This is a genomic window from Oceanidesulfovibrio marinus (genome assembly GCF_013085545.1).
Classification (GTDB): Bacteria; Desulfobacterota; Desulfovibrionia; order Desulfovibrionales; family Desulfovibrionaceae; genus Oceanidesulfovibrio; species Oceanidesulfovibrio marinus.
The window spans coordinates 2,946,459-2,965,673 of sequence record NZ_CP039543.1; the positions used below are offsets into that span (position 1 = coordinate 2,946,459).

At 55.7% G+C, this 19,215-nt stretch carries 16 protein-coding genes and 1 tRNA gene; 5 read left to right on the plus strand and 12 right to left on the minus strand.

Features of this window, described 5'->3' with window-relative positions; all coding sequences use genetic code 11:
- Positions 1-5 precede the first annotated feature (5 nt).
- From E8L03_RS13005 to E8L03_RS13015, 3 genes are all read left to right on the plus strand, one after another.
- Positions 6-809 carry a tetratricopeptide repeat protein gene (locus E8L03_RS13005; protein ID WP_171267582.1) on the plus strand — a complete coding sequence of 268 codons (804 nt, stop codon included), beginning with the start codon at positions 6-8 and terminating at the stop codon, positions 807-809.
- Positions 810-828: 19 nt separating this feature from the next.
- Positions 829-2,229: an FAD-binding protein gene (locus E8L03_RS13010; RefSeq protein WP_171267583.1), complete on the plus strand. Its 1,401-nt coding sequence runs from the start codon at positions 829-831 to the stop codon at positions 2,227-2,229.
- Positions 2,230-2,498: 269 nt separating this feature from the next.
- Positions 2,499-2,575 (plus strand) — tRNA-Pro (locus tag E8L03_RS13015).
- A gap of 75 nt (positions 2,576-2,650) precedes the next feature.
- On the opposite strand, the gene E8L03_RS21105 is transcribed toward E8L03_RS13015, so the two are convergent.
- The 12 genes from E8L03_RS21105 to E8L03_RS13070 form a co-directional block, all read right to left on the minus strand.
- Positions 2,651-2,773: a hypothetical protein gene (locus E8L03_RS21105; RefSeq protein ID WP_280530774.1), complete on the minus strand. Its 123-nt coding sequence runs from the start codon at positions 2,771-2,773 to the stop codon at positions 2,651-2,653.
- A gap of 101 nt (positions 2,774-2,874) precedes the next feature.
- Positions 2,875-4,112 (minus strand): IS3 family transposase gene (locus E8L03_RS13020; RefSeq protein ID WP_171266763.1). Its coding sequence is split into 2 segments (ribosomal slippage): positions 2,875-3,767 and positions 3,767-4,112, totalling 1,239 coding nucleotides; the frame shifts between segments, so codons are not numbered across the junction.
- 136 nt (positions 4,113-4,248) lie between these two features.
- Positions 4,249-4,632, minus strand: coding sequence for a GtrA family protein (locus E8L03_RS21200; protein WP_171267584.1), 384 nt, complete (start codon positions 4,630-4,632; stop codon positions 4,249-4,251).
- Positions 4,632-5,291 carry a class I SAM-dependent methyltransferase gene (locus E8L03_RS13030; RefSeq protein WP_144234425.1) on the minus strand — a complete coding sequence of 220 codons (660 nt, stop codon included), beginning with the start codon at positions 5,289-5,291 and terminating at the stop codon, positions 4,632-4,634. The genes E8L03_RS21200 and E8L03_RS13030 overlap by 1 nt, the downstream gene beginning before the upstream one ends.
- A gap of 1,035 nt (positions 5,292-6,326) precedes the next feature.
- Positions 6,327-7,259 carry a GDP-L-fucose synthase gene (gene fcl, locus E8L03_RS13035; protein WP_171267585.1) on the minus strand — a complete coding sequence of 311 codons (933 nt, stop codon included), beginning with the start codon at positions 7,257-7,259 and terminating at the stop codon, positions 6,327-6,329.
- A 17-nt stretch (positions 7,260-7,276) separates the two neighbouring features.
- Entirely contained in the window at positions 7,277-8,365 is a 1,089-nt protein-coding gene (gmd, locus tag E8L03_RS13040; protein ID WP_144234423.1) for a GDP-mannose 4,6-dehydratase, read from the minus strand.
- Complete coding sequence (locus E8L03_RS13045; protein WP_171267586.1) at positions 8,362-9,771, minus strand: mannose-1-phosphate guanylyltransferase/mannose-6-phosphate isomerase; 1,410 nt, start codon at positions 9,769-9,771, stop codon at positions 8,362-8,364. Before E8L03_RS13045 ends, gmd begins: the two co-directional genes overlap by 4 nt.
- A gap of 8 nt (positions 9,772-9,779) precedes the next feature.
- The gene (locus E8L03_RS13050; protein ID WP_171267587.1) at positions 9,780-11,132 is read right to left on the minus strand and encodes a phosphohexomutase domain-containing protein; all 1,353 of its coding nucleotides are present in this window, start codon (positions 11,130-11,132) and stop codon (positions 9,780-9,782) included.
- Between the two features lie 403 nt (positions 11,133-11,535).
- Positions 11,536-12,642 (minus strand): glycosyltransferase family 4 protein, encoded by a 1,107-nt coding sequence (locus E8L03_RS13055; RefSeq protein WP_144234420.1) that lies wholly within the window; start codon positions 12,640-12,642, stop codon positions 11,536-11,538.
- 285 nt (positions 12,643-12,927) lie between these two features.
- Positions 12,928-13,491: a histidine phosphatase family protein gene (locus E8L03_RS13060; RefSeq protein WP_167512356.1), complete on the minus strand. Its 564-nt coding sequence runs from the start codon at positions 13,489-13,491 to the stop codon at positions 12,928-12,930.
- Positions 13,492-13,594: 103 nt separating this feature from the next.
- On the minus strand, positions 13,595-14,626 hold the full coding sequence (locus E8L03_RS13065; RefSeq protein ID WP_144234418.1) for a glycosyltransferase: 1,032 nt from the start codon (positions 14,624-14,626) through the stop codon (positions 13,595-13,597).
- 113 nt (positions 14,627-14,739) lie between these two features.
- Positions 14,740-15,720 (minus strand): glycosyltransferase family protein, encoded by a 981-nt coding sequence (locus E8L03_RS13070; protein ID WP_171267588.1) that lies wholly within the window; start codon positions 15,718-15,720, stop codon positions 14,740-14,742.
- Positions 15,721-16,206: 486 nt separating this feature from the next.
- Between E8L03_RS13070 and E8L03_RS13075 the strand changes: the two genes are divergently transcribed.
- Both E8L03_RS13075 and E8L03_RS13080 read left to right on the plus strand, forming a co-directional pair.
- Entirely contained in the window at positions 16,207-17,406 is a 1,200-nt protein-coding gene (locus E8L03_RS13075) for a glycosyltransferase family A protein (RefSeq protein ID WP_171267589.1), read from the plus strand.
- Between the two features lie 15 nt (positions 17,407-17,421).
- Entirely contained in the window at positions 17,422-19,194 is a 1,773-nt protein-coding gene (locus tag E8L03_RS13080) for a glycosyltransferase family 4 protein (RefSeq protein ID WP_171267590.1), read from the plus strand.
- Positions 19,195-19,215: the final 21 nt, after the last annotated feature.

Below are 19,215 nucleotides of genomic sequence, written 5' to 3' on the forward strand. Positions count from 1 at the left end.
CCAGCATGTCTACCGAGCTGACACAAGCACGACAGAAAATCTCTCAGGTAAGCACGTTCCTCAAGCAGGCGAAGTACATACCTGCGGTGGAATCGCTGCACCAGGCGGTGCGCATCGTCATATCCCAGCCACTCATGCGGCAGGAGAAGGAGGAGTTCGCCGAGCTGCTGCAGAAGGCGGCCTACACCCTCGACTCCCACAAAGGCTTCCGGCAGGTCATCCCCCTCAAGGTGGAGTACACCCCCGGCCAGGAACGGGAGCTGCTCGGCGTGCTCGGCGCCTGCCTGTCCGAGCTGCGCAGTTCGGCCCTGAGCGAGGCCAAGGACCAGCTCGCCGCGCTGGAAAGACGCCGGGACGATGAGCTGGAGCGCGGCCAGCAGCTCATCGACGCCGCGGAGTACGATCAGGCCCGCGGCGTTTTTGACGAACTTCTGGGCATGATTCCGGACGATCCGGACCTGAAGGGCGACATCGGCGACCGTTTTCTGCGCGCCGGCCGCTACGAAGAGGCGTTCCACTACCTCTCCCAGGCCCTGGAGCAGTCCCCGGAGTCCATCCACTTCTACAACCGCATCGGCATAGCCCTGCGCAAGCTGGGCCGCTACGAAACAGCGGAGCGCTACTACCTCAAGGCGCTGGAGTACTCCAAGGACGACCCCAATCTCTACTTCAACGTGGGCCGGCTCTACGTGGACTGGAAGAAGTGGGACGACGTGGCGCTGATGGCGCAGAAGGCGCTCAAGCACAATCCGGACTTCAAGGAAGCGGGCAAGATGCTCGCCTTCGCCAACAAGCAGAAGGCCAAGTAGGCCCGGCAGGAACGGGCTCATGCGCCTGGCAGAGACCGACGTCCTCGTGCTTGGCGCCGGTCTGGCCGGCCTGAGCGCCGCCCGGTCTGTCCTCGCCGCCACCTCTCTCTCCCATACGCCGCTCCGCGTGACCGTGGCCTGGTCCAGCCCCGGCCCTGCCGGCTCCTCATTCGCCAACCACAACAACGGTTGGGGCCTGCTCGCCCCGGACGATGACGCCTCCCGAGAAGAGGTCGTCGCCCGCGCCGTGCGGATCGCCTCCCCCGGCTTCATCGACCCGCGCCTTGTCACCATCCTTGCCGAGGAAGCGGCGGACCGCCGCCGTGAGCTGGAGCCCCTGGGCATCCTTCCACTGAAACGCACGAGCCGCGTCTGCTTCGCCCCGGAGCTGCGCGCATACGTTTATCGCGATGCACGGGCCGTTTTCCGCGCCCTGGCCGGCCACGTCGCTTCCTGCGGCGGCGAGCTGTTGGAGGGTGTCGAGGCTGTCCGCCTCATTACCTTGGACAACGCCGTGCGCGGCGCTTTGCTCGTGGACAATGCGGGCGAACCCGTGCTCTGCGCGACGCGCGCCGTGGTCTGCGCTTTGGGCGGACCGGCCCCGCTCCTACCACACCACGTGGCCGGCGGCGGCAATCCCGGTACATCCCCGGCCCTGCTCGCCCAGGTTGGCGTGTCGCTGGTGAATACGGCGTATTTGCAATGGATGTGGCACGACGTGGAGGGCGGGCAGTTTGTTCGCATTGACCGTTTGCCCTGGGGAACAGCGCAGGACGGGGCCGCGGCGCTACCACCCGGAGACCTGAGGCTGCTCCAGGCGCGGGGCGACCACTTTCCTCGCAGCTATGACCTCCCGGACGAAGCGCTGGACCTGGCGCTGGGCCGGCTGGCCGTTGCCGATCCGGACGGGGCTGTGTCCGTACGCAACGAGGACGGCGCAGTTCTTCGCATTCGGCCGCATGCCCATGCCGCCAACGGCGGCGCGCGCATCGACGAGCACGGCCGCACCTCGGTGAACGGGCTCTGGGTTTGCGGCGAGTGCGCCGGCGGTATGCACGGCGCCAACCGCCTGGGTGGAGCCATGATCGCAGCCTGCCTGGTCTTTGGCCGCCGCGCCGGCATGGATGCGGCAACCTGCGCCGCGGAAACGCCGACTCCGAATCGAGGTATGCTTGTGGAAGCGGCCACGGCCTGGATGGCGGACGCAAAGCGCTCCGCAGAACAACACGGCCCGCGGCTGGACCCGCACCGCGCGGCCAGGGCGCTGTTTTTGCGCGATGGAGGCGACGCCCGCGCCATGCTGCAGGAACTGGGCGCATTGTCCCTGCACAAATCCGAGCCTGAGGACGATCCCCAGGGGCAGTTGCTCACCTGCCTCGCCAAGACGCGGGTTCAGGAAGCCATCGTCCGCCGGACCTGACGCGTGACCGCCCGCCCTGCCCGGCGACATCTCTGTAGAACCGCGCCCACACCCTGGCCGCAACGCGCCCGCTCTGGACGTTGTCCACGAACCGCCGGCAGGCCTGCAAAGTTCCGAACGGCCGGGAATGGTGGAGACCAGTGCCTGGAGCTGTGATAACGGCAAGTCTGGGCAGACGCCGCCCTGGAGCGGCGCAAAATTATCGGACAGAAATCACCGCGAGGTGTTGACAGCCACCCGCAGCTTGGATAAGTATTCCCTCCTTGCGTCGGGATGTAGCGCAGTCTGGGAGCGCACCTGAATGGGGTTCAGGGGGCCGGAGGTTCAAATCCTCTCATCCCGACCAGATATTTCGAGGGCTTACCGTTAATTCGGTAGGCCCTTTTTCTTTGCTGCACCACACGATTGCACCACAAACGGCCTAGCGGCGCTCCTTGATGTTGACCACTTTCCGGTCCTGCTTGGGCTCGGGTTCGGCCTCCGGCAGCCGGAGCATGAGCTCGAGGGCGCGGGCTGCGACATGGATGGCCGAGCGCCTTCCCAAGCATTCCTGGGCGGTATCGTAACCGACGAGGCCGGGGCAGAATGGCAGGAGAAACAGCAGAACCGCCAACCAACAAGAGGCGGAGTGTGGTGTTGCCCCCGCTAAATCGGACACTCGGCTGTTGCCATAGAGCGGATGAACTCGCGAGGAGATTTCATCCGCAACCCCTTGTGGGGATGCCTCTCGTTGTAATCTTCGATCCAGTCCGCCAGCTGTCCGAACACCGTCACGGCATCCGGCCTGTCGCTTATGCGCACGTAATCACGCTTGAACGTGTTCACGAACGCTTCGGCAATGCCGTTGCTCTCCGGGCTCCTGACGGGCGTGAACCGGCTCTCCAGGCCCAGCCACGAGGCGAACTCCACCGTGTCTTTCGCCGTGTAGCATGAGCCGTTGTCCGAAAGCCATTGCACCGGGCGGGGAGTTCGATTTGTCCCGAACCGCTTCTCGACGCACTCCAGCATCAGGTCCTGGATCATCGAGCTGGAAATGCCCCGGCTCGACGCCATATGGCCGATGACTTCCCTGTCGCAGCAATCAATGGCGAACGCCACCCTGACCGCCTCGCCATTGGCGCAGGACACTTCGAAGACGTCGGAACTCCAGCGCAGGTTGCTGCGCAGCGTAATTACCTTGCCGTCATGGGCGCGCGTCGGCCGCTTGCCGGAATGCCGCGTCAGCAGAAGTCCATGAAGGCGCATGATGCGGTAAACGCGTTTGTGATTCACGCGAGGCTGGCCCAACTCAACCAGGCGTCGATTGAGCACGGCGCAAACCCGCCTGTAGCCGTACGTGAGACGATCGTCGATGATGTCGCGAATGAGCGGCAGCAGCGCTTCATCTTCTGCCTTGGAATAGCGAGGCGGCCTCACCTTTGGCTGGGCGCCGACGCGCTCCACAAGCCTGGACCGGGAAACGCCCATGGCGTCTGCAACGCGCGTCATGGGGTATCGTCCTCGAAGGGCAATGGCGTGCGCGAGATCAGTTTTTTTTCGCGCGCAATCTCGATGGCCTCCTTGAGGATCTCCACTTCCATCGTCTTCTTGCCCAGAAGGCGCTCGAGATCGCGGATGCGCTTCTTCATGGCCCGCGCTTCGGCTGCCGAAACAACCGTGTCGTTGGCCTCGATGGCTTTCCTGCCGCCCTCGCTCATGAGCTTCCTCCAGCGGAAAAGGAGATTGGGGGCGATGCCGTGCTTGCGGGCCACGTAGGAGACGCTCATGCCTGGCTGCGACGACTCCTCGACGATCCGCAACTTCTCGGTCAGTGCCCAGCGCCGGCGCTGGACACTGTGCACCACCTCTACCGTCGGATACTCGTTAGCACTATGTCTAGACATGCCTCCAGACCTACCTCTTCGGTATGCCGAGGTGTCCGGTCGAAACGGGGGCTACTCCAGAGTGTCAGGTAAATATTATCTCTGTACAACCCTTCGCCTCATTAATATGGCAGATGATTGCTATTGATAGTAATGCTCAGGAAGCCTTTGCGGAACGAAAGACCCATAGCTTAAGGCAAAGGTAATTGAAAATTGTAGAAGCTGCTGTAGCGCAAAGGAATGCGAATTGGGTAGAGTATCTCAATGATCCTGAGAGACTCAACGCACCCATGTTAACAAATACATTCATTATTATACTAACAGCATACACTGTTATGTACTTGATAATGCGCTCAAGCCTATTTTCGGAATTAAATGTCCAAGAAACATTAATAAAATAGCTTACACAGACACTTGTTGTCACGCTGATGGCTTTAGAAGTGCTGACACCTACACCGAATGCCATTAGAATATTATATACAACATAGTCTATTGTGACGCATAATACGCCAGCTACCAAAAATCTTATAACTTGAGGCATTATTTCGTGCTTTTATGGATTATTCCAGAAAGGCTACAATGAAAGTTACTTCTCCACAATTTAATATCTGATGAAATAAACCCCGCCTCGATAAGAATCGGCCACATATCACGAGGGGAAAAGTACATCTTATGGGTGTCCACTTGATTGGAAATTATTCTTTTGGGATCAAGCAACTTTGTTGTCATTACATTTTCTAAGACCCATTTCCCAAACCAATTCGGGCTGTTAAAAAAGATATATCCACCTGGTAACAATAGCCTTCTGGCCTCTTTGAGCGCTGCTAGTGGGTTATCCAGGTGCTCGAGAATGCTCAAAAAAAGAATAAGATCAAACGATTCAGACTTCAGTTGCGGCATACACTCGAAAAGGTCACCCTCCATGTATTCAAAATTAGAGTCCCCTTTGATTTGGTCATTCACTGAGAAGTCTATCCCTACCCCAGAATGTATCTTCTTCGACAAAGAGCGTAGCAGGCGAGCATCATAGCCGCAGCCAACTTCTAAAACTCGCGTCTTACCAGGATTCATGAATTTTGCAAATTTTTTGCTCAATGATTTAGAGACGATCTGCACTTTAAAGCGATCAAGAAAGGGGATCTTAACGCCCCCTTCTCCCAAAACGACAGGTTTCTTATTCACCATTTCAACTGTCTCCATGGTCAAGATATCCCGGCAATGCCGGAATGTTGTACTGTAAACCGCTCAAGCAGCTTTATAAATCACCTTAAGACGAAAGCACACTCTCTCCAGAGCAGTTTCCCGGCAATCATATAATGATGTGTGACAATCAAAGCACTTGCAGTACAAACACAAACTTGGTTGGGGACTAACGCCAAGAATCATTCCAGAATGAGTCAAGCTTTTTGGATCCCCCGGAGCACACCAATTTCTGTACCGGGCTTATGTTAGTTTGCGCTCGTTTTGACCATCAGCCGATGGCCCGGGATGCCTCGGCAGGACGTTCCCTGTGTATAGCGCTCATTCGGGAGCGTCAGCCCATCTTCCCTGTAGAGCCGTCTCCGATTTCCCTTATTCGCATTCGAAGCGCTGTCTGGCATTGGCAACGGGCATATAATACTACGAGAAAATCAGGGTTAACAACATAATACAAGTACGCCGATTGCTTTTACATCAAAGCCGACCCATATGTACAAAGGTGGTTCAATGGAACTTTGCATAGCCCGTCGATGCCACTCTTCTCCGGCGCAATACGCAGCCTTGGGATATCTGTACTGCTACAGCTGCTTCAAGTTCTCCTCCAGCACATAGACCTTCATCGGAGTTCGGTCGGCATCCAGCAGATCGCACAGCTGGACGAGTTCTCCCCCGGGCGATGTCCCCCTTGTTCCCAACAGCCAACGCGCTTGGCCTCGCCGCAACGAACTCTGTCAATCAATGGCTTCGCGCCTAACTTGGCCACTACGCGAAAACGGTCGTAAACGATCTCGGCTTAGGCAGTGGGCTTCGATCTCCGCCTCGTAAACGCGTTCATGTCCATGCCCACTGTCTTGGGGCGCTTCAGTCATCTTTCCCTGTCGTTGAAAGAACGGCCTGATGCTTTTCTCTCGGCCGGGGCCGCGGTCGATCCAAGGCAGCAGTTTAACACGCGGCGCGACGATCACCGCGGTGTAGCGGTGGTCTTCCTGCAGGGGGAGGCGAATGCGCTGATTCGCGTTCACACCTCCGGACCGGTTACCGGGCCTCGCTTTCCGTATACCACGCATACGCTTGGGCCAGTCCCTCCCGCAGATCAATACCGGCCTTCCAGCCGATGGATGTAAGCTTGCTCACATCCAGCAGCTTGCGTGGTGTTCCGTCCGGTTTTTCAACGTCAAACTGGATGTCGCCTTCGAATCCGACAACCTCGGCAACAAGACGGGCCAGTTCGCCTATGGTGATATCCTGGCCCACGCCGATATTGACCAGCTCTTCCCCGTCATAGTTTCGCATCAGATAGACGCAGGCGTCGGCAAGGTCGTCGACGTGCAGAAACTCGCGGCGGGGCTGACCGGTTCCCCAAACCGAGACCGTGGCGGCACCGGCAACCTTCGCCTCATGAAACTTACGAATCAACGCCGGGACCACATGTGAAGTCTGCAGATCGAAGTTGTCCTCGGGTCCGTATAAATTAGTGGGCATCACGCTGATGGCATTGAAGCCATATTGCCGTCTGTACGCGGCGCACATTTTCAAACCCGCGATCTTGGCGATGGCGTAGCACTCGTTGGTGGGTTCCAGCGGCCCAGTCAGCAAACAGTTCTCAGGCATGGGCTGCGGTGCAAGCTTGGGATAGATACACGAAGAGCCGAGGAAGAGGAGCTTCTTGACGCCGTTGCGATACGCGGCATCAATGATGTTCGTTTGAATCTGCAGGTTATCGCGTATGAAGTCTGCCGGATACGTATCATTGGCAACAATGCCGCCCACCTTTGCCGCAGCCAGAAACACATAGGCCGGCTTATGCTCGGCAAAAAAGGCATTCACAGCGGCCTGGTTGCGCAGATCCAGCTCGCTGCTACGGCGCAGCAGCAGGTTCGTGCAACCGTCCTTTGCCAACCGCCGCACCAGCGCAGAGCCTACGAGACCGCGGTGACCGGCGATATATATGACATCGTTTTTCTGCATCTGAGCATCCCACCCTATTATTCCTGAGGCAGACATACCTCATAGCCGTTGCGCCTGCACAGATCTTCGCGCTTGGCCACGAGATAATCCTCCTGCACCATCTCCTGCACGAGTTCGCGGAACGTCACTTCGGGAGTCCACCCCAGCTCATTCTTTGCTTGGGATGGATCGCCGAGAAGCGTCTCCACTTCGGTGGGTCTGTAATATTTCGGATCCACCGCCACGATGACCTTGCCACTGGACGCATCGCGGCCGACCTCTTTCTCGTTCTTGCCTTCCCACTCGATCTTCATGTCCAACTCGGCGGCGGCAACCTCGACAAACTCGCGCACCGAGTGTTGCTCCCCGGTCGCGATGACGTAATCCCGGGGCGCATCCTGCTGCAGCATCAACCACTGCATCTTCACATAGTCCTTGGCATGTCCCCAGTCGCGCAAGGCGTCCAGGTTGCCCAGGTACATCTTGTCCATCAGGCCGAGCTTGATCCTGGTCAACGCGCGGGTGATTTTACGCGTCACAAAGGTCTCCCCGCGCACCGGAGATTCATGGTTGAACAAGATGCCATTACATACGAACATATTATAAGCTTCGCGGTAGTTTACACAAATCCAGTACGAATACAGCTTGGCAACCGCGTACGGCGAGCGAGGATAGAAGGGTGTGCTCTCGGTCTGCGGAGTCTCCTGGACCAGACCGTACAGCTCGGAGGTGGACGCCTGGTAGAATCGAGTCGATTTTTCCAGGCCGGCGATTCGGATAGCCTCAAGCAAGCGCAAGGTTCCCAGGGCCGTGACATCCGCCGTATACTCCGGGCACTCGAAGGACACCGCCACATGGCTTTGGGCTGCGAGGTTATACACTTCGTCCGGTTTCACCTGCTGTATTATGCGGATGAGATTCGAGGAGTCAGTAAGATCGCCATAGTGCAGGTAAAAACGTTTGTTCTCCGCGTGAGGGCCTTCATAGACATCATCGATACGGTCCGTATTGAACAACGAAGCACGACGCTTGATGCCGTGCACCTCATATCCCTTATCAAGCAGAAGCCTGACAAGATATGATCCATCCTGCCCGGTGACACCCGTTATCAGAGCTACTTTCTTCATGTATCAATCCCATTGCGTCCATATACATCGTCAAGCCGTACGATATCATCTTCCCCGAGGTAAGATCCTGTCTGGATCTCAATCAACTGCAGAGGAATACAGCCCGGATTCTCCAAGCGATGAACTGTTCCGACCGGTATGTACATGGATTGGTCTTCTGTGAGTAAAACTTCCTTGTCGCCGTTTGTTATCTTTGCTGTTCCGCTAACAACGATCCAATGCTCCGCTCGATGGTGGTGTTTCTGCAAAGAAAGGACGTGTCCGGGCTTGACTACAATACGTTTGACCTGGAAGCGCTCATCCTTGTCCGTTCCTTCGTAGGACCCCCATGGCCGGTATACCTTTCTGTGCAGAAGCGCTTTCTCGTCTTTGTTTTCGCACAATGTGTTCACGATGCTTTTCACATTCTGAGCCTGACTCTTCTTTGCGACAAGAATTGCGTCCGGGGTTTCGACAATGACCAGGTCTTCAACCCCTACTGCGCTGACCAACCGGGACTCCGAATGCAGGTAACAGTTTTTCACGCCGTCCACGAGCACCTCGCCCTGGCAGACATTGCCATTGGCATCCTTTGTACCTGTTTCGTAGATGGCGCTCCAGGAGCCCAGGTCGCTCCAGCCGGAGTTTTCGAGAACAACCATCGCGCACTTGTCTGTCTTTTCCATCACTGCATAATCAATGGAATCAGAGGGACAGGAGGCGAAAACATCGTGCGGGAGCCGCATGAAATCGAGGTCGGAAACCACTCCCGCCACAGCATCGGCGCAAACGGAATACATTTCGGGAGCGAACTTCTTCAGCTCGTCCAGATAGGCGGACGCCTTGAAGAGAAAGATCCCGCTGTTCCAGAAGTAGTCGCCCGAATCCACATACTGCCGCGCGAGCTCGTATGTGGGCTTTTCAGCAAAGGCATCGACCTTGAAGCCGTCTTGCAATGGCTGCCCTTTCTGCAGATAGCCGTATCCGGTCTCGGGCTTTTCCGGATCTATTCCAAAGGCGACGAGGTATCCTTCCTCGGCAAGCGGCAGCGCTGCTTCCACCGCCTCATTGAGCACCCCGCCATCGAGCTTGTGGTCGGCCGGCATGACCAGCAAAACAGGGTCTTCGTCCTGGCACATCAGAGCACTGATCGCTGCTGCGGGCGCCGTGTTCCTCCCGACCGGCTCCAAAATGATCCGCCCCGTTATGTTCAAACGCTGCAACTGCTCGGCGACAAGGAAGCGGTGCTCGACATTGCAGACCACCACGGGCTCGGCGACCTGGTCAAAAAGCTTGCTACGCAACAACGTCTGCTCAAACAAAGTCCCTTCACCGGGAAACGTGATGTACTGTTTGGGATACAGCTCTCTGGAAAGGGGCCATAAGCGGCTTCCTTTCCCGCCGGCAAGAATTACTGGCTGAATCATACAATTACCTATTTTTCAGCAAACAGTTCGAGGAGACGCAGAAGCTCGGCAGTCTTCTCGTTCATGAGTGTTTCATTCGCCTTGGCCTCGACATTCAACCGGACTATCGGCTCCGTATTGGAGCAGCGCAGATTGAATCGCCATTGGCCAAGGTCCATACTCAGACCATCGATTTTGTCGATGCCTTGCGCCTGGGTTCGGTACACTTCCTCGACATGCGCAAGGGCCTTCAGCGGGTCGGCTACCTTCAGATTTATCTCTCCGCTTACCGGATACGAACGTTTCAGCTCATCCACAAGGGCAGATAGTGGTTTCCTGGTACGGCTCAATATCTCACAAACGAGCAGCCAGGGAATCATGCCGCTATCGCAGTAACCGAAGTCCCTGAAGTAGTGATGGGCACTCATTTCACCGCCATATATGGCGTCTTCCTCGCGCATCCGGTCCTTGATGAAAGCGTGGCCAGTCTTGCTCACAACAGGAATCCCGCCAGCTGCGGTTACGATGTCCACGGTGTTCCAGGTCAGCCTCGGATCGTGAATTATTTTCGCTCCCGCATTGCGAGACAGCATGCTTTGCGCCAGAAGCCCTACGAGATAGTAGCCCTCGATGAACTCGCCGCGCTCATCAAAGAAAAAGCATCGATCGAAGTCGCCATCCCAGGCAAGGCCGATATCCGAGTCGGACTCGACCACCGCTCTGGAGGTATCGGCTCGCCGGTCGGGAAGCAGCGGATTGGGGATACCATTGGGAAAAGTCCCGTCCGGTTCTTCGTGAATGAACTGAAACGAAAAAGGCAGGTGTGCTGCAAGCTCCCGCACCACGGGTCCGGCGCAGCCATTGCCTGGATTGGCCAGTATCTTCAAAGGAGCAAGCGCTTCACGGTCGATGCAGTTCAAGAGAAAATCGACATACTCCTTGCGCTCTGCCAGCTCATGCCGGCGGCCAATCCGCTCGGAGTTTTTGAAACGCTTTTCGGCAACCCTGTCCCGAACGCTGAAGAGGCCGTTATCCCGGCTCACGGGTCTGGCCTGCTCCCGGACAATTTTCATCCCGTTGTAGTTGGCAGGGTTGTGACTGGCGGTAACCATGATTCCGCCGCCAAGGCCTTTATGGAATGTATGGAAGTAGACTTCTTCGGTTCCACACAGCCCTATATCGAAAACATCCGCGCCCCCATCGCACAGCCCTTGCATCAAAGCCTGGGCAATTCCGTCGCTGGACAGCCGGATATCCCGCCCCACGCAAACCGTGGACGCATCGACTTCAGACAAAAACGCTTGCCCGATACCATAGGCGACATCTTCATTCAACTGGTCCGGCACGATGCCGCGGATGTCATACGCTTTAAAGCAGTCCATATGTACTCGTTAACAATAAGGTTTGGCGAATGCAACAGAGGCCCGGACTCTACTGCGCACGTTTGACTGCTGGTGAGACGACGATGGATTCTCCCGACTGGGATCTCGTGAAAGAAGATGTCATCTGGCAGGCCCCCCTGCTCCCTGTCTCGTCCCCCTATTGAAAGTATCAACTGAACAAGCTGCCTAATACATAGGCATTCGGGCTTGTGGCAAGGATGGTGATTGCCGCGCACAAGGCATATCGCTCATTACGTTCGCCCTCCGCGCGGGGTGGGCGCCTGACGCCCACACTGAACGAAAGAGCATTTTTGAGAAGGCTTCTAGCTGCAACGTGCTCTGGCGTTCCATCGGCACTCCTGGCGATACAAGAAGACATAGGCCTTTGGAGTACGGCGCGGTGTCACGAGGCCACTTCGTTGTAGAGGTCGACATAGTTGGAAGCCATTATGTCCGCCGTGAACAACGTGGAATAGCGCTGTTGCGCATGTGAGCCCATCTCCGCGGCGAGATCGGGATTGTCCCAGAGCTGCAGCATTGCCTCGCGCAACGCGCCGGGGTCGCTCGGAGGAACAACGATGCCGGTCTCACCATGGATATTGATATAGCTCATGCCCGAACCGATTTCGCTGGAAAGCAAGGGCTTTCCGAACATGGCCCCCTCCAGAAGCGAAATGCCGAACGCTTCGGAACGCAAGTGCGACGGAAAGACCACAGCATAACATGCATTCATGAGAGCGACTTTGTCTTCATCGTTCACCCACCCCAGGAAATGAATATTCCGAAGGCCGAGTCGATCCGCCAGACCTTTGAGCTCTTGTTCAATCGGGCCTGACCCAACAATCACAATGGGGAAGTCGGTGTTTTTCGCCGCCTCAAGAAGGATGTGAAGCCCCTTGTAATATCGAAGCACGCCGACAAAGAGGAAAAATCGAGAGCCGAACTTATCTTTCCAGCGTTGGACTCCTTCCTCAGACGGGACAGGATAGGAATCCCTATCAATTCCAATCGGAATATTTACAACCTTTTCCTGGAACCGCTGCAAAATATTGCTCGTGGCGGAATAATTGGGCGACGTGGAGACGATTCTGTCTACACGGCCCAAGAACTTCATCATGAGAGGAGAATACAGCAGCAGCAACTTCTTTTGACGTACAATATCTGAATGATACGTTACTATGGAAGGTTTTCGAGTCCGGCTTATAAAATGAACCAAGTCCATGAATGGCCAGGGAAAATGATAATGAATGACATCTGCACTCTTGGACAATTCCATAAATTGCTGCAATGAGCGCAACGAAAAACGTGTTGACGCTATTTCCAAATCTGCTTTGAGCAAATGCAGGTCATATTCATCAAAATTTATTATGCGGTTCTGATCTCTAGAAAGTGCAAGTACATCGGATCGTACACCATACGCTGCCACACCTTTGGCTATCTGGTGTATTGCCGTCTCAATGCCGCCGGTTGAGTCTGGATAGGCCGATTTGTAGAAATGCAGGATACGCATGGGGCACACTGATGCAGCTGCAACTAATGAGAAGAACGTTCACAAGACGTTTTCATATGGGGAGCAGAATAACTTGACATCTTATTTCACTATAACCTTTCAAATAGAACTGCAATGCTCCAGATCAATCCATTGCTAAATGCTTTAGGATCCCTTAACCATACCGATCAAAACATCCCGACATCTCAGGAGATAAATCCTTTTCAGGCTTCCCCGAAATAACGGCGTCCAAAACAAGCCATCACATGGTTTGGCGCGCCCGGAAGTCAAGTTACTGAGCTGCGCTCAGATGCCGCCAGCAATGCCGAATGCATATAGCCTTGCAACGCCCGTCTTATCTATATGGAGATGCGACAACGATGCATTCGGCGCCGTGAAACGAGGAAAACAGGTCATGGGCGTGTTATAACAATGATGGAGTACGCATGCGATCGGGCCATTGTGTGCGACCATTACCACTCGCTCGTGCTCCCCATACGTTTCGATCGCGTTCATAAACCAATGCGTTGTGCGGTGGTAAAGGTCCATGTGCGACTCACCGCCTGGATACGGACGGTCAGGATCGAACTCACTGTAGAAATTCGAATGGTCCGCAAGAAACCGCACTAATGGCCACTCGGCACAGTGGCCGGCGTCGGTCTCCGCGATCTCGGGAAGCACAACGAACTTCTGATCAGGAAAGATTATCTCGGCGGATTGAACTGCCCGGAGCATGGGGCTGACCACGTAGCGATCGAACTCCAGTCCGCGGATTTGAATAAGCGTCCGCAACGAACGGCACTGCTCCTTTCCCTTGTCAGTAAGCGGCGACTCCTCGCCCCCTGTCACAAGACCCTGAAGGTTTGCCATGGATTCACCATGTCGGATCATAAAAAAATGCATCGCCGTATCTCGTTCAGGGATTCAAATCCGTAAGGCAGTTGCTGTGCACAGTTACCCATTTTATCTTCCACTATGAGCTAAGCAATTGCCAAAATACTTCAGCGCCATCTTTGATGTGAAAATTGCGTTTCACATCTTCACGGGCCTGCTCCCGTATGCGTTGTCTGAGCTCGTAAGAACTGGCAAGGCGATTCATGGCGTCAACCCAGGCTTCATACGTGTTTTCAACCAACAAGCCTGTCTCGCCATCAACAACCACATCTTTGTACAAGTCCGTATTCGAGTACACGCCAGGAATGCCCAGCAGGCCATAATTAATATACTTAAATGGATTCTTGCACGAATTGAAAAATCTACTCGCCTCGTCCTCACATCCGCCAAGAGGAATGATGGAAAAATGGTATGCGCCATTGGCGAGACACTGCAAGTAATCGCCGTATGAAATGCGATTCGTATAGTGGATGAATGGGAGTGATATCAGCTCGGGAAATGGATCACCGTAAAAATCGACTGTATACTTCGGGTGCGCAGCCCAGAAATCTTGCAGTACGCGCAGAAAATCCTTCCGAAAGCACTCGAGCTTCAATAAATCCGCATTGGTGAACACGAGCTTTTGCCTGGACGGCTCTTCAGGCTTCGCCTCGGGATACTTTTCCACATATATGCCGTTTGGCACCAAAACCAAGTCTTCGCGCATACAACGCAACGCCTGAAGCAGTCGGACATTGGCCACGGTAACCACATCGGCGAGTTCCAGCATCCTCCTGACGCGCTGTGTGTTGGCCGGATCGTTCCTGGGGCCGCCGCTGTAGGAAGGAAAATCGAGGGTCCAATCGTCGAAATCAAGCAGCACCTTCTTGCCCATATCCCGAGCGCGAGCCGCCAACTCTATGGAGTTGGGTGAAGCGTTCTTGCAGAACACGACCGCATCTGCCCACGCGAAAAGACGATAGACTTCCGGATCATTTTCCAAGTGCGTAACGAAGTGCAGACGCCCCTGGTCTCGCAACCACTCCATGGCTTCCACAACCCGGGCGAATACGGACAGCGAGAAGGACACGCCGGAGACGTGGGATTGACGTTGAGCGACCAGTACTCTCATTATAACCTTTTTGGGGTGTGGGGATGCACAAAAACTCTTTGCACGCGAGCAGCTTCAGAGGAATCAAAACCCAACCGTACAACCATCCTTTGGGCCGTGCCGGTCAGGTTGATTCAGCGCTCTTGGGTAAGCTCTGCAATCAGCTGCGTCAATGGTGAAAGTACATCGGGGAACAGGTGTTTCTTCATCAGATCGTTCCGCAGGACCTGTTTCTTGGGCACATCAAGGGTGCGCTCGATACCCTCGCGAATGCTGCCAGCATCATCAGCGTTCAGGTAGAAGGCGGCATCGCCAAAATGCTCCCGCGCCCAGGCCGACTCCCGTACCAACAACGGCGCACCGGCAATGGCCGCTTCGATCACCGACTTGCCAGGAGGATCGAGTGACGTTTCGATATATAACCGGCATTCCTGCATGGCTGACCGAATAAGGTCGGAATTGTGAGCGATTGGATCGAGGAACAAAAAATGCTCAGGCGCCGCAGCTCTGCACTGAGCATAATACTCTTTGTCGCGATAGTCGCCCACGATCACGAGAGGCAGATCAAAATCCGCGAGGGCTTCAATGGTCGAAAGCTGGTTTTTGGTCGGCTCGATAATGCCTACCCAGAGCAGATACGTATCCAGGTCGTATGAGCTACGGAACAGCCTGGACGGCGCGGCTTGAGCAAAAGAAGGGTCCACGCCGGCCGGAACGATGATCGAGCGAGTATTGTCCTGCCAGGCCACCGACTTGAACTTTTTCTCTTCGGTCCTGGATTTGAACACCACCGCGTCAGCTAGATCGAGATGGGCGGCAGCCACTTTTTTCACTCGATCCCGGTCATGAGACTCCACCCACAAATTGGGCCACAAGATGACTTTCTTGCCCTCGCTCTTCACGTGGCGAAGCAAGCCGAGCCCACCCTCTTCGACTGAAAAATGTATAATAATATCATAATATTGCACAGACCTTGAGTATGGGCTGTACACATCGGCTATGTGCCCCATTTTCCTTAAATTCAGAGCCACTTCAAGGAGTTCATACTCGCCACCGCCTTTATTAAGAAATGCATTATGATATGTAGTTATTAATATTTTTTTGTCTGCTGGCAAAATATACTCCAAAGCTAGGACGCCACTGCGCCCGCTTGATCATGCTGATGTCTTTCTCAGCAAGGTCCATGTCCCCACGTCTGGAGCGCCTTCGGAGCGTGGGTAAAGACCTGCCTTTCCCCGTGCAGGGAGCCTCTTGTGATGTCGATTACGAGGCTTCTCCTCACAACGGACTCGTATAAAGCGAAACACTGCAAAAATGAAGAGCTAAGGCGAGCTAATCCCACTGACCTCTTCTCGAAAATCAATCCACATAAAAACATCATGTGAACCGATCGCGTCCAGTATTGATGATACTTGCATGCCGGTCAATCATCTCAGTAGCAAGATGGCGGCCCATGAAAAAGCATATCCGGGTACTCGAATATCTCTTGTCACGGTGACGATACGAGTTATACCTTCCCGGATGCCTGCCCACAGTGCGGCTCCAAACCCATCTCACAACCGAACGGCTGCGCCTGCCTCTGTAGACATCCGCAAGCAAATGTGTTCATCCTCACCGAATTTGAATGTGCGAATACCCGTCCGAACACGATCTGGACGGTTTTGACGCACCGCGACGACTCAACCATGAACACGACTCAATCACCTGCTATCGTTGTCCTTGGATACAACCGCCCAGAATCCCTGCGACGCATACTGGGCGGCCTGAACGCGTCCCACTACCCGCATGACGTGACCCTGGTCATCAGCATTGATAAAAGCGACTCCCTGAACGTTTTGAAGGTAGCGGAAGAATTCCAATGGAAGGGAGGTCCCAAACGGATTCTCACGGCCGAGGAAAGTCTGGGCCTCAGGCGCCATGTGTTGCGTTCCGGCGACTTGACCGAAGAGTACGGCTCTATAATCCTTTTGGAGGACGACATCTATCCGTCGCCCCATTTCTATAACTACGCTGCCAGCGCCCTCGACTATTATCAGGACGACGATCGCATAGCCGGCATCTCGCTTTATTCACCGCAATACAACGAAACCTCTTTTATGGGCTTCCGGCCCATGCAGGACGACGTCGATGCATATTTTCTCGCACTACCTTCTTCTTGGGGGCAAGCTTGGACATGGGAACAATGGCGACGCTTCAAAGCATGGTACGACGCGAACGCCGACAAGGACATAGCCCCCATCGTACCGCCCAACGTGCGGCTTTGGCCTGAGAGCTCGTGGAAAAAGTACTTTATCGCCTACATGTGCGATTCCAATCTTTTCTTCGTTTACCCGTATCTCTCTTTCAGCACCAACTTTTCCGACATCGGCGTCAACCACAAGACCAACTCCACGCGCTTTCAGGTCCCCATCCACATGTTCCCCAAAGAATATGTCTTCAAGCCGATGGACGAGTCTCTTTGCGTCTATGACGAATACTGCGAGCTACTGCCTGACAGGTTTGTGCGACTGGCTCCACATCTGGGGGACAGCGACCTCGTGGTGGATCTTTACGGAGTGAAGGACTTGAACCAGTTCCAAGCCACGCACATCCTCACCTCGCGGCCCATGCCTGCCCTGGCCAGCTGGAGCAAAGACCTGAAGCCCCACGAACTCAATGTCGTCTGCGACATCAAGGGGAACGGCCTGAACTACGGATTGCTCTGTGACTGCGACAAGACTCCATTGAACATAAACGCCGAATCTGTCTGCTATTACTACAACGTGTCCCGCCGGGTTCTACGTTGGTGCCGTATTGATTAGCTAAAACATCAGGCTATGAATTTTTCCGTCTTCAACGATCTTTCCTGGCTGGAAGCGCCCCACTCCTTCGCGCGTTCTGGCGACCTTGTCGTCAGTGAGCGGCTGTACCTGTTCTGGACTCTGAACTCCTGGCTACAACGCTCCTTCGACCTCGAAGAACCCGCCCAGCGCAACGGCTATCTGCTCTGGTGGCTAAAATCCGGTCGTCGGGAGTTCCACTGCGATCCCTTTCTGGCCCCCGACGCCTACGAGTACTGGCGCGGCCAGGTGAACGAGGTTGAATCCCTGCAGGATCTGCCTGTGACGCGCCTCGCCTACCTGCTCTGGTGGGGACGCAAGGATGTCCAGCGATCGTACCCGCTGAGCACCCCGGAATGCTGTGAACGTTTTGTCGACTGGTACATGGACTGGGGCGTCAAGACCGCACGCCTTCCCCTACGGATGGCTCTGGCGCCCAACTACTGGGAGGAGCCGTCTTCAGCGCCCGGTCTGACCAGGCTCCAGCTTCTTCTCTGGGAGAAGTATGATGACCTGCGACAGCGTTTTGACATTAATACGCCTGAAGGACACGATTCCTATCTCGCATGGTTCGCCGAGAATGGCGACGCCGTTGTGGACGCCTTGCCCGAACAACGCCCCGCAATCTCGCCTAAACCTCGCACCATCCCGGCAGGCGAGTTCGAACGCGGCGGACTGAATGTTGTCGGCTTCGTTCGGGGCGAACTGGGCGTGGGTGAGGACGTACGCATGGCCGCAGCCTCGCTCAGGGCTGCCGGGATGGACTTCGCCCTGGTGGATGCGCCCATCCACAGCGCCTCCCGCAGCGAGGACGACCGCGCCGCAGAGCACCTGGCTCAGGCTCCCAGGTACTTGGCCAATCTCTTCTACCTACCTTGCGTGGAGACGACCCGACTCTTCATGGTCCACGGACCGGAATGCTTTCTGGGACGATACAACATCGCCGGCTGGCAGTGGGAGCTGCCTCGTTGGCCTCGCCCTCTGGAGCCGGCCTTCAAGCTGGTGCAGGAGGTCTGGTCTTCATCCAACTTCACAGCTCATGCTGCTGCCGAGGTCTCTCCGGTTCCCGTGCGCGTCATGCCCATGGCTGTGACCGTGGACGAAACGCCAGACTATGGCCGCGATTACTACGGCCTGCCGCAGAACCGTTTCTGCTTCGCTTTCGTGTTCGACAGCTTGTCCAAATACGCGCGCAAGAACCCCTTCGGGCTGCTCGATGCCTTCAAGCTGGCCTTCGAGCGCACACGCGACGATGTGGCGCTGGTGGTCAAAGCCATGAACGCCAACGGCGATGATCCCGTCTGGAAGGCCTTTATGGCCCAGGCCGAGCTCGACCAGCGCATCAAGGTCATCAATGCCGTCTACAGCCGCGCCGAGATCCTGGGACTGTTCAACTGCTGCGACGCTGTGGTCTCGCTGCACCGCTCCGAAGGGTTTGGCCGCACCTTGGCCGAAGCCATGCTGCTGGGCAAACCTGTGGTCGCCAGCAACTATTCCGGCAACGTGGACTTCACCACGCCGGAGACCGCCTTCATGGTTGAGGGACGCACCGTCCCTGTGGAGCCGTGGGAATATCACTTCTGGCAGGACCAGGTCTGGTTCGACCCGGACATGGGTCATGCCGCCGAGCAGATGCGGGCCTGTGTGGATCAACCGGCCCTGGCCGCGCGACTGGCAGAGGCCGGCAAGCGTACGATACAGGATATGTACAATCCGCTGACCGTGGGTCGCAACTATCAACGGCGACTCGCAGAGCTCGGGCTCATCTGAAGCGGCATTGCTCTCTGGAGG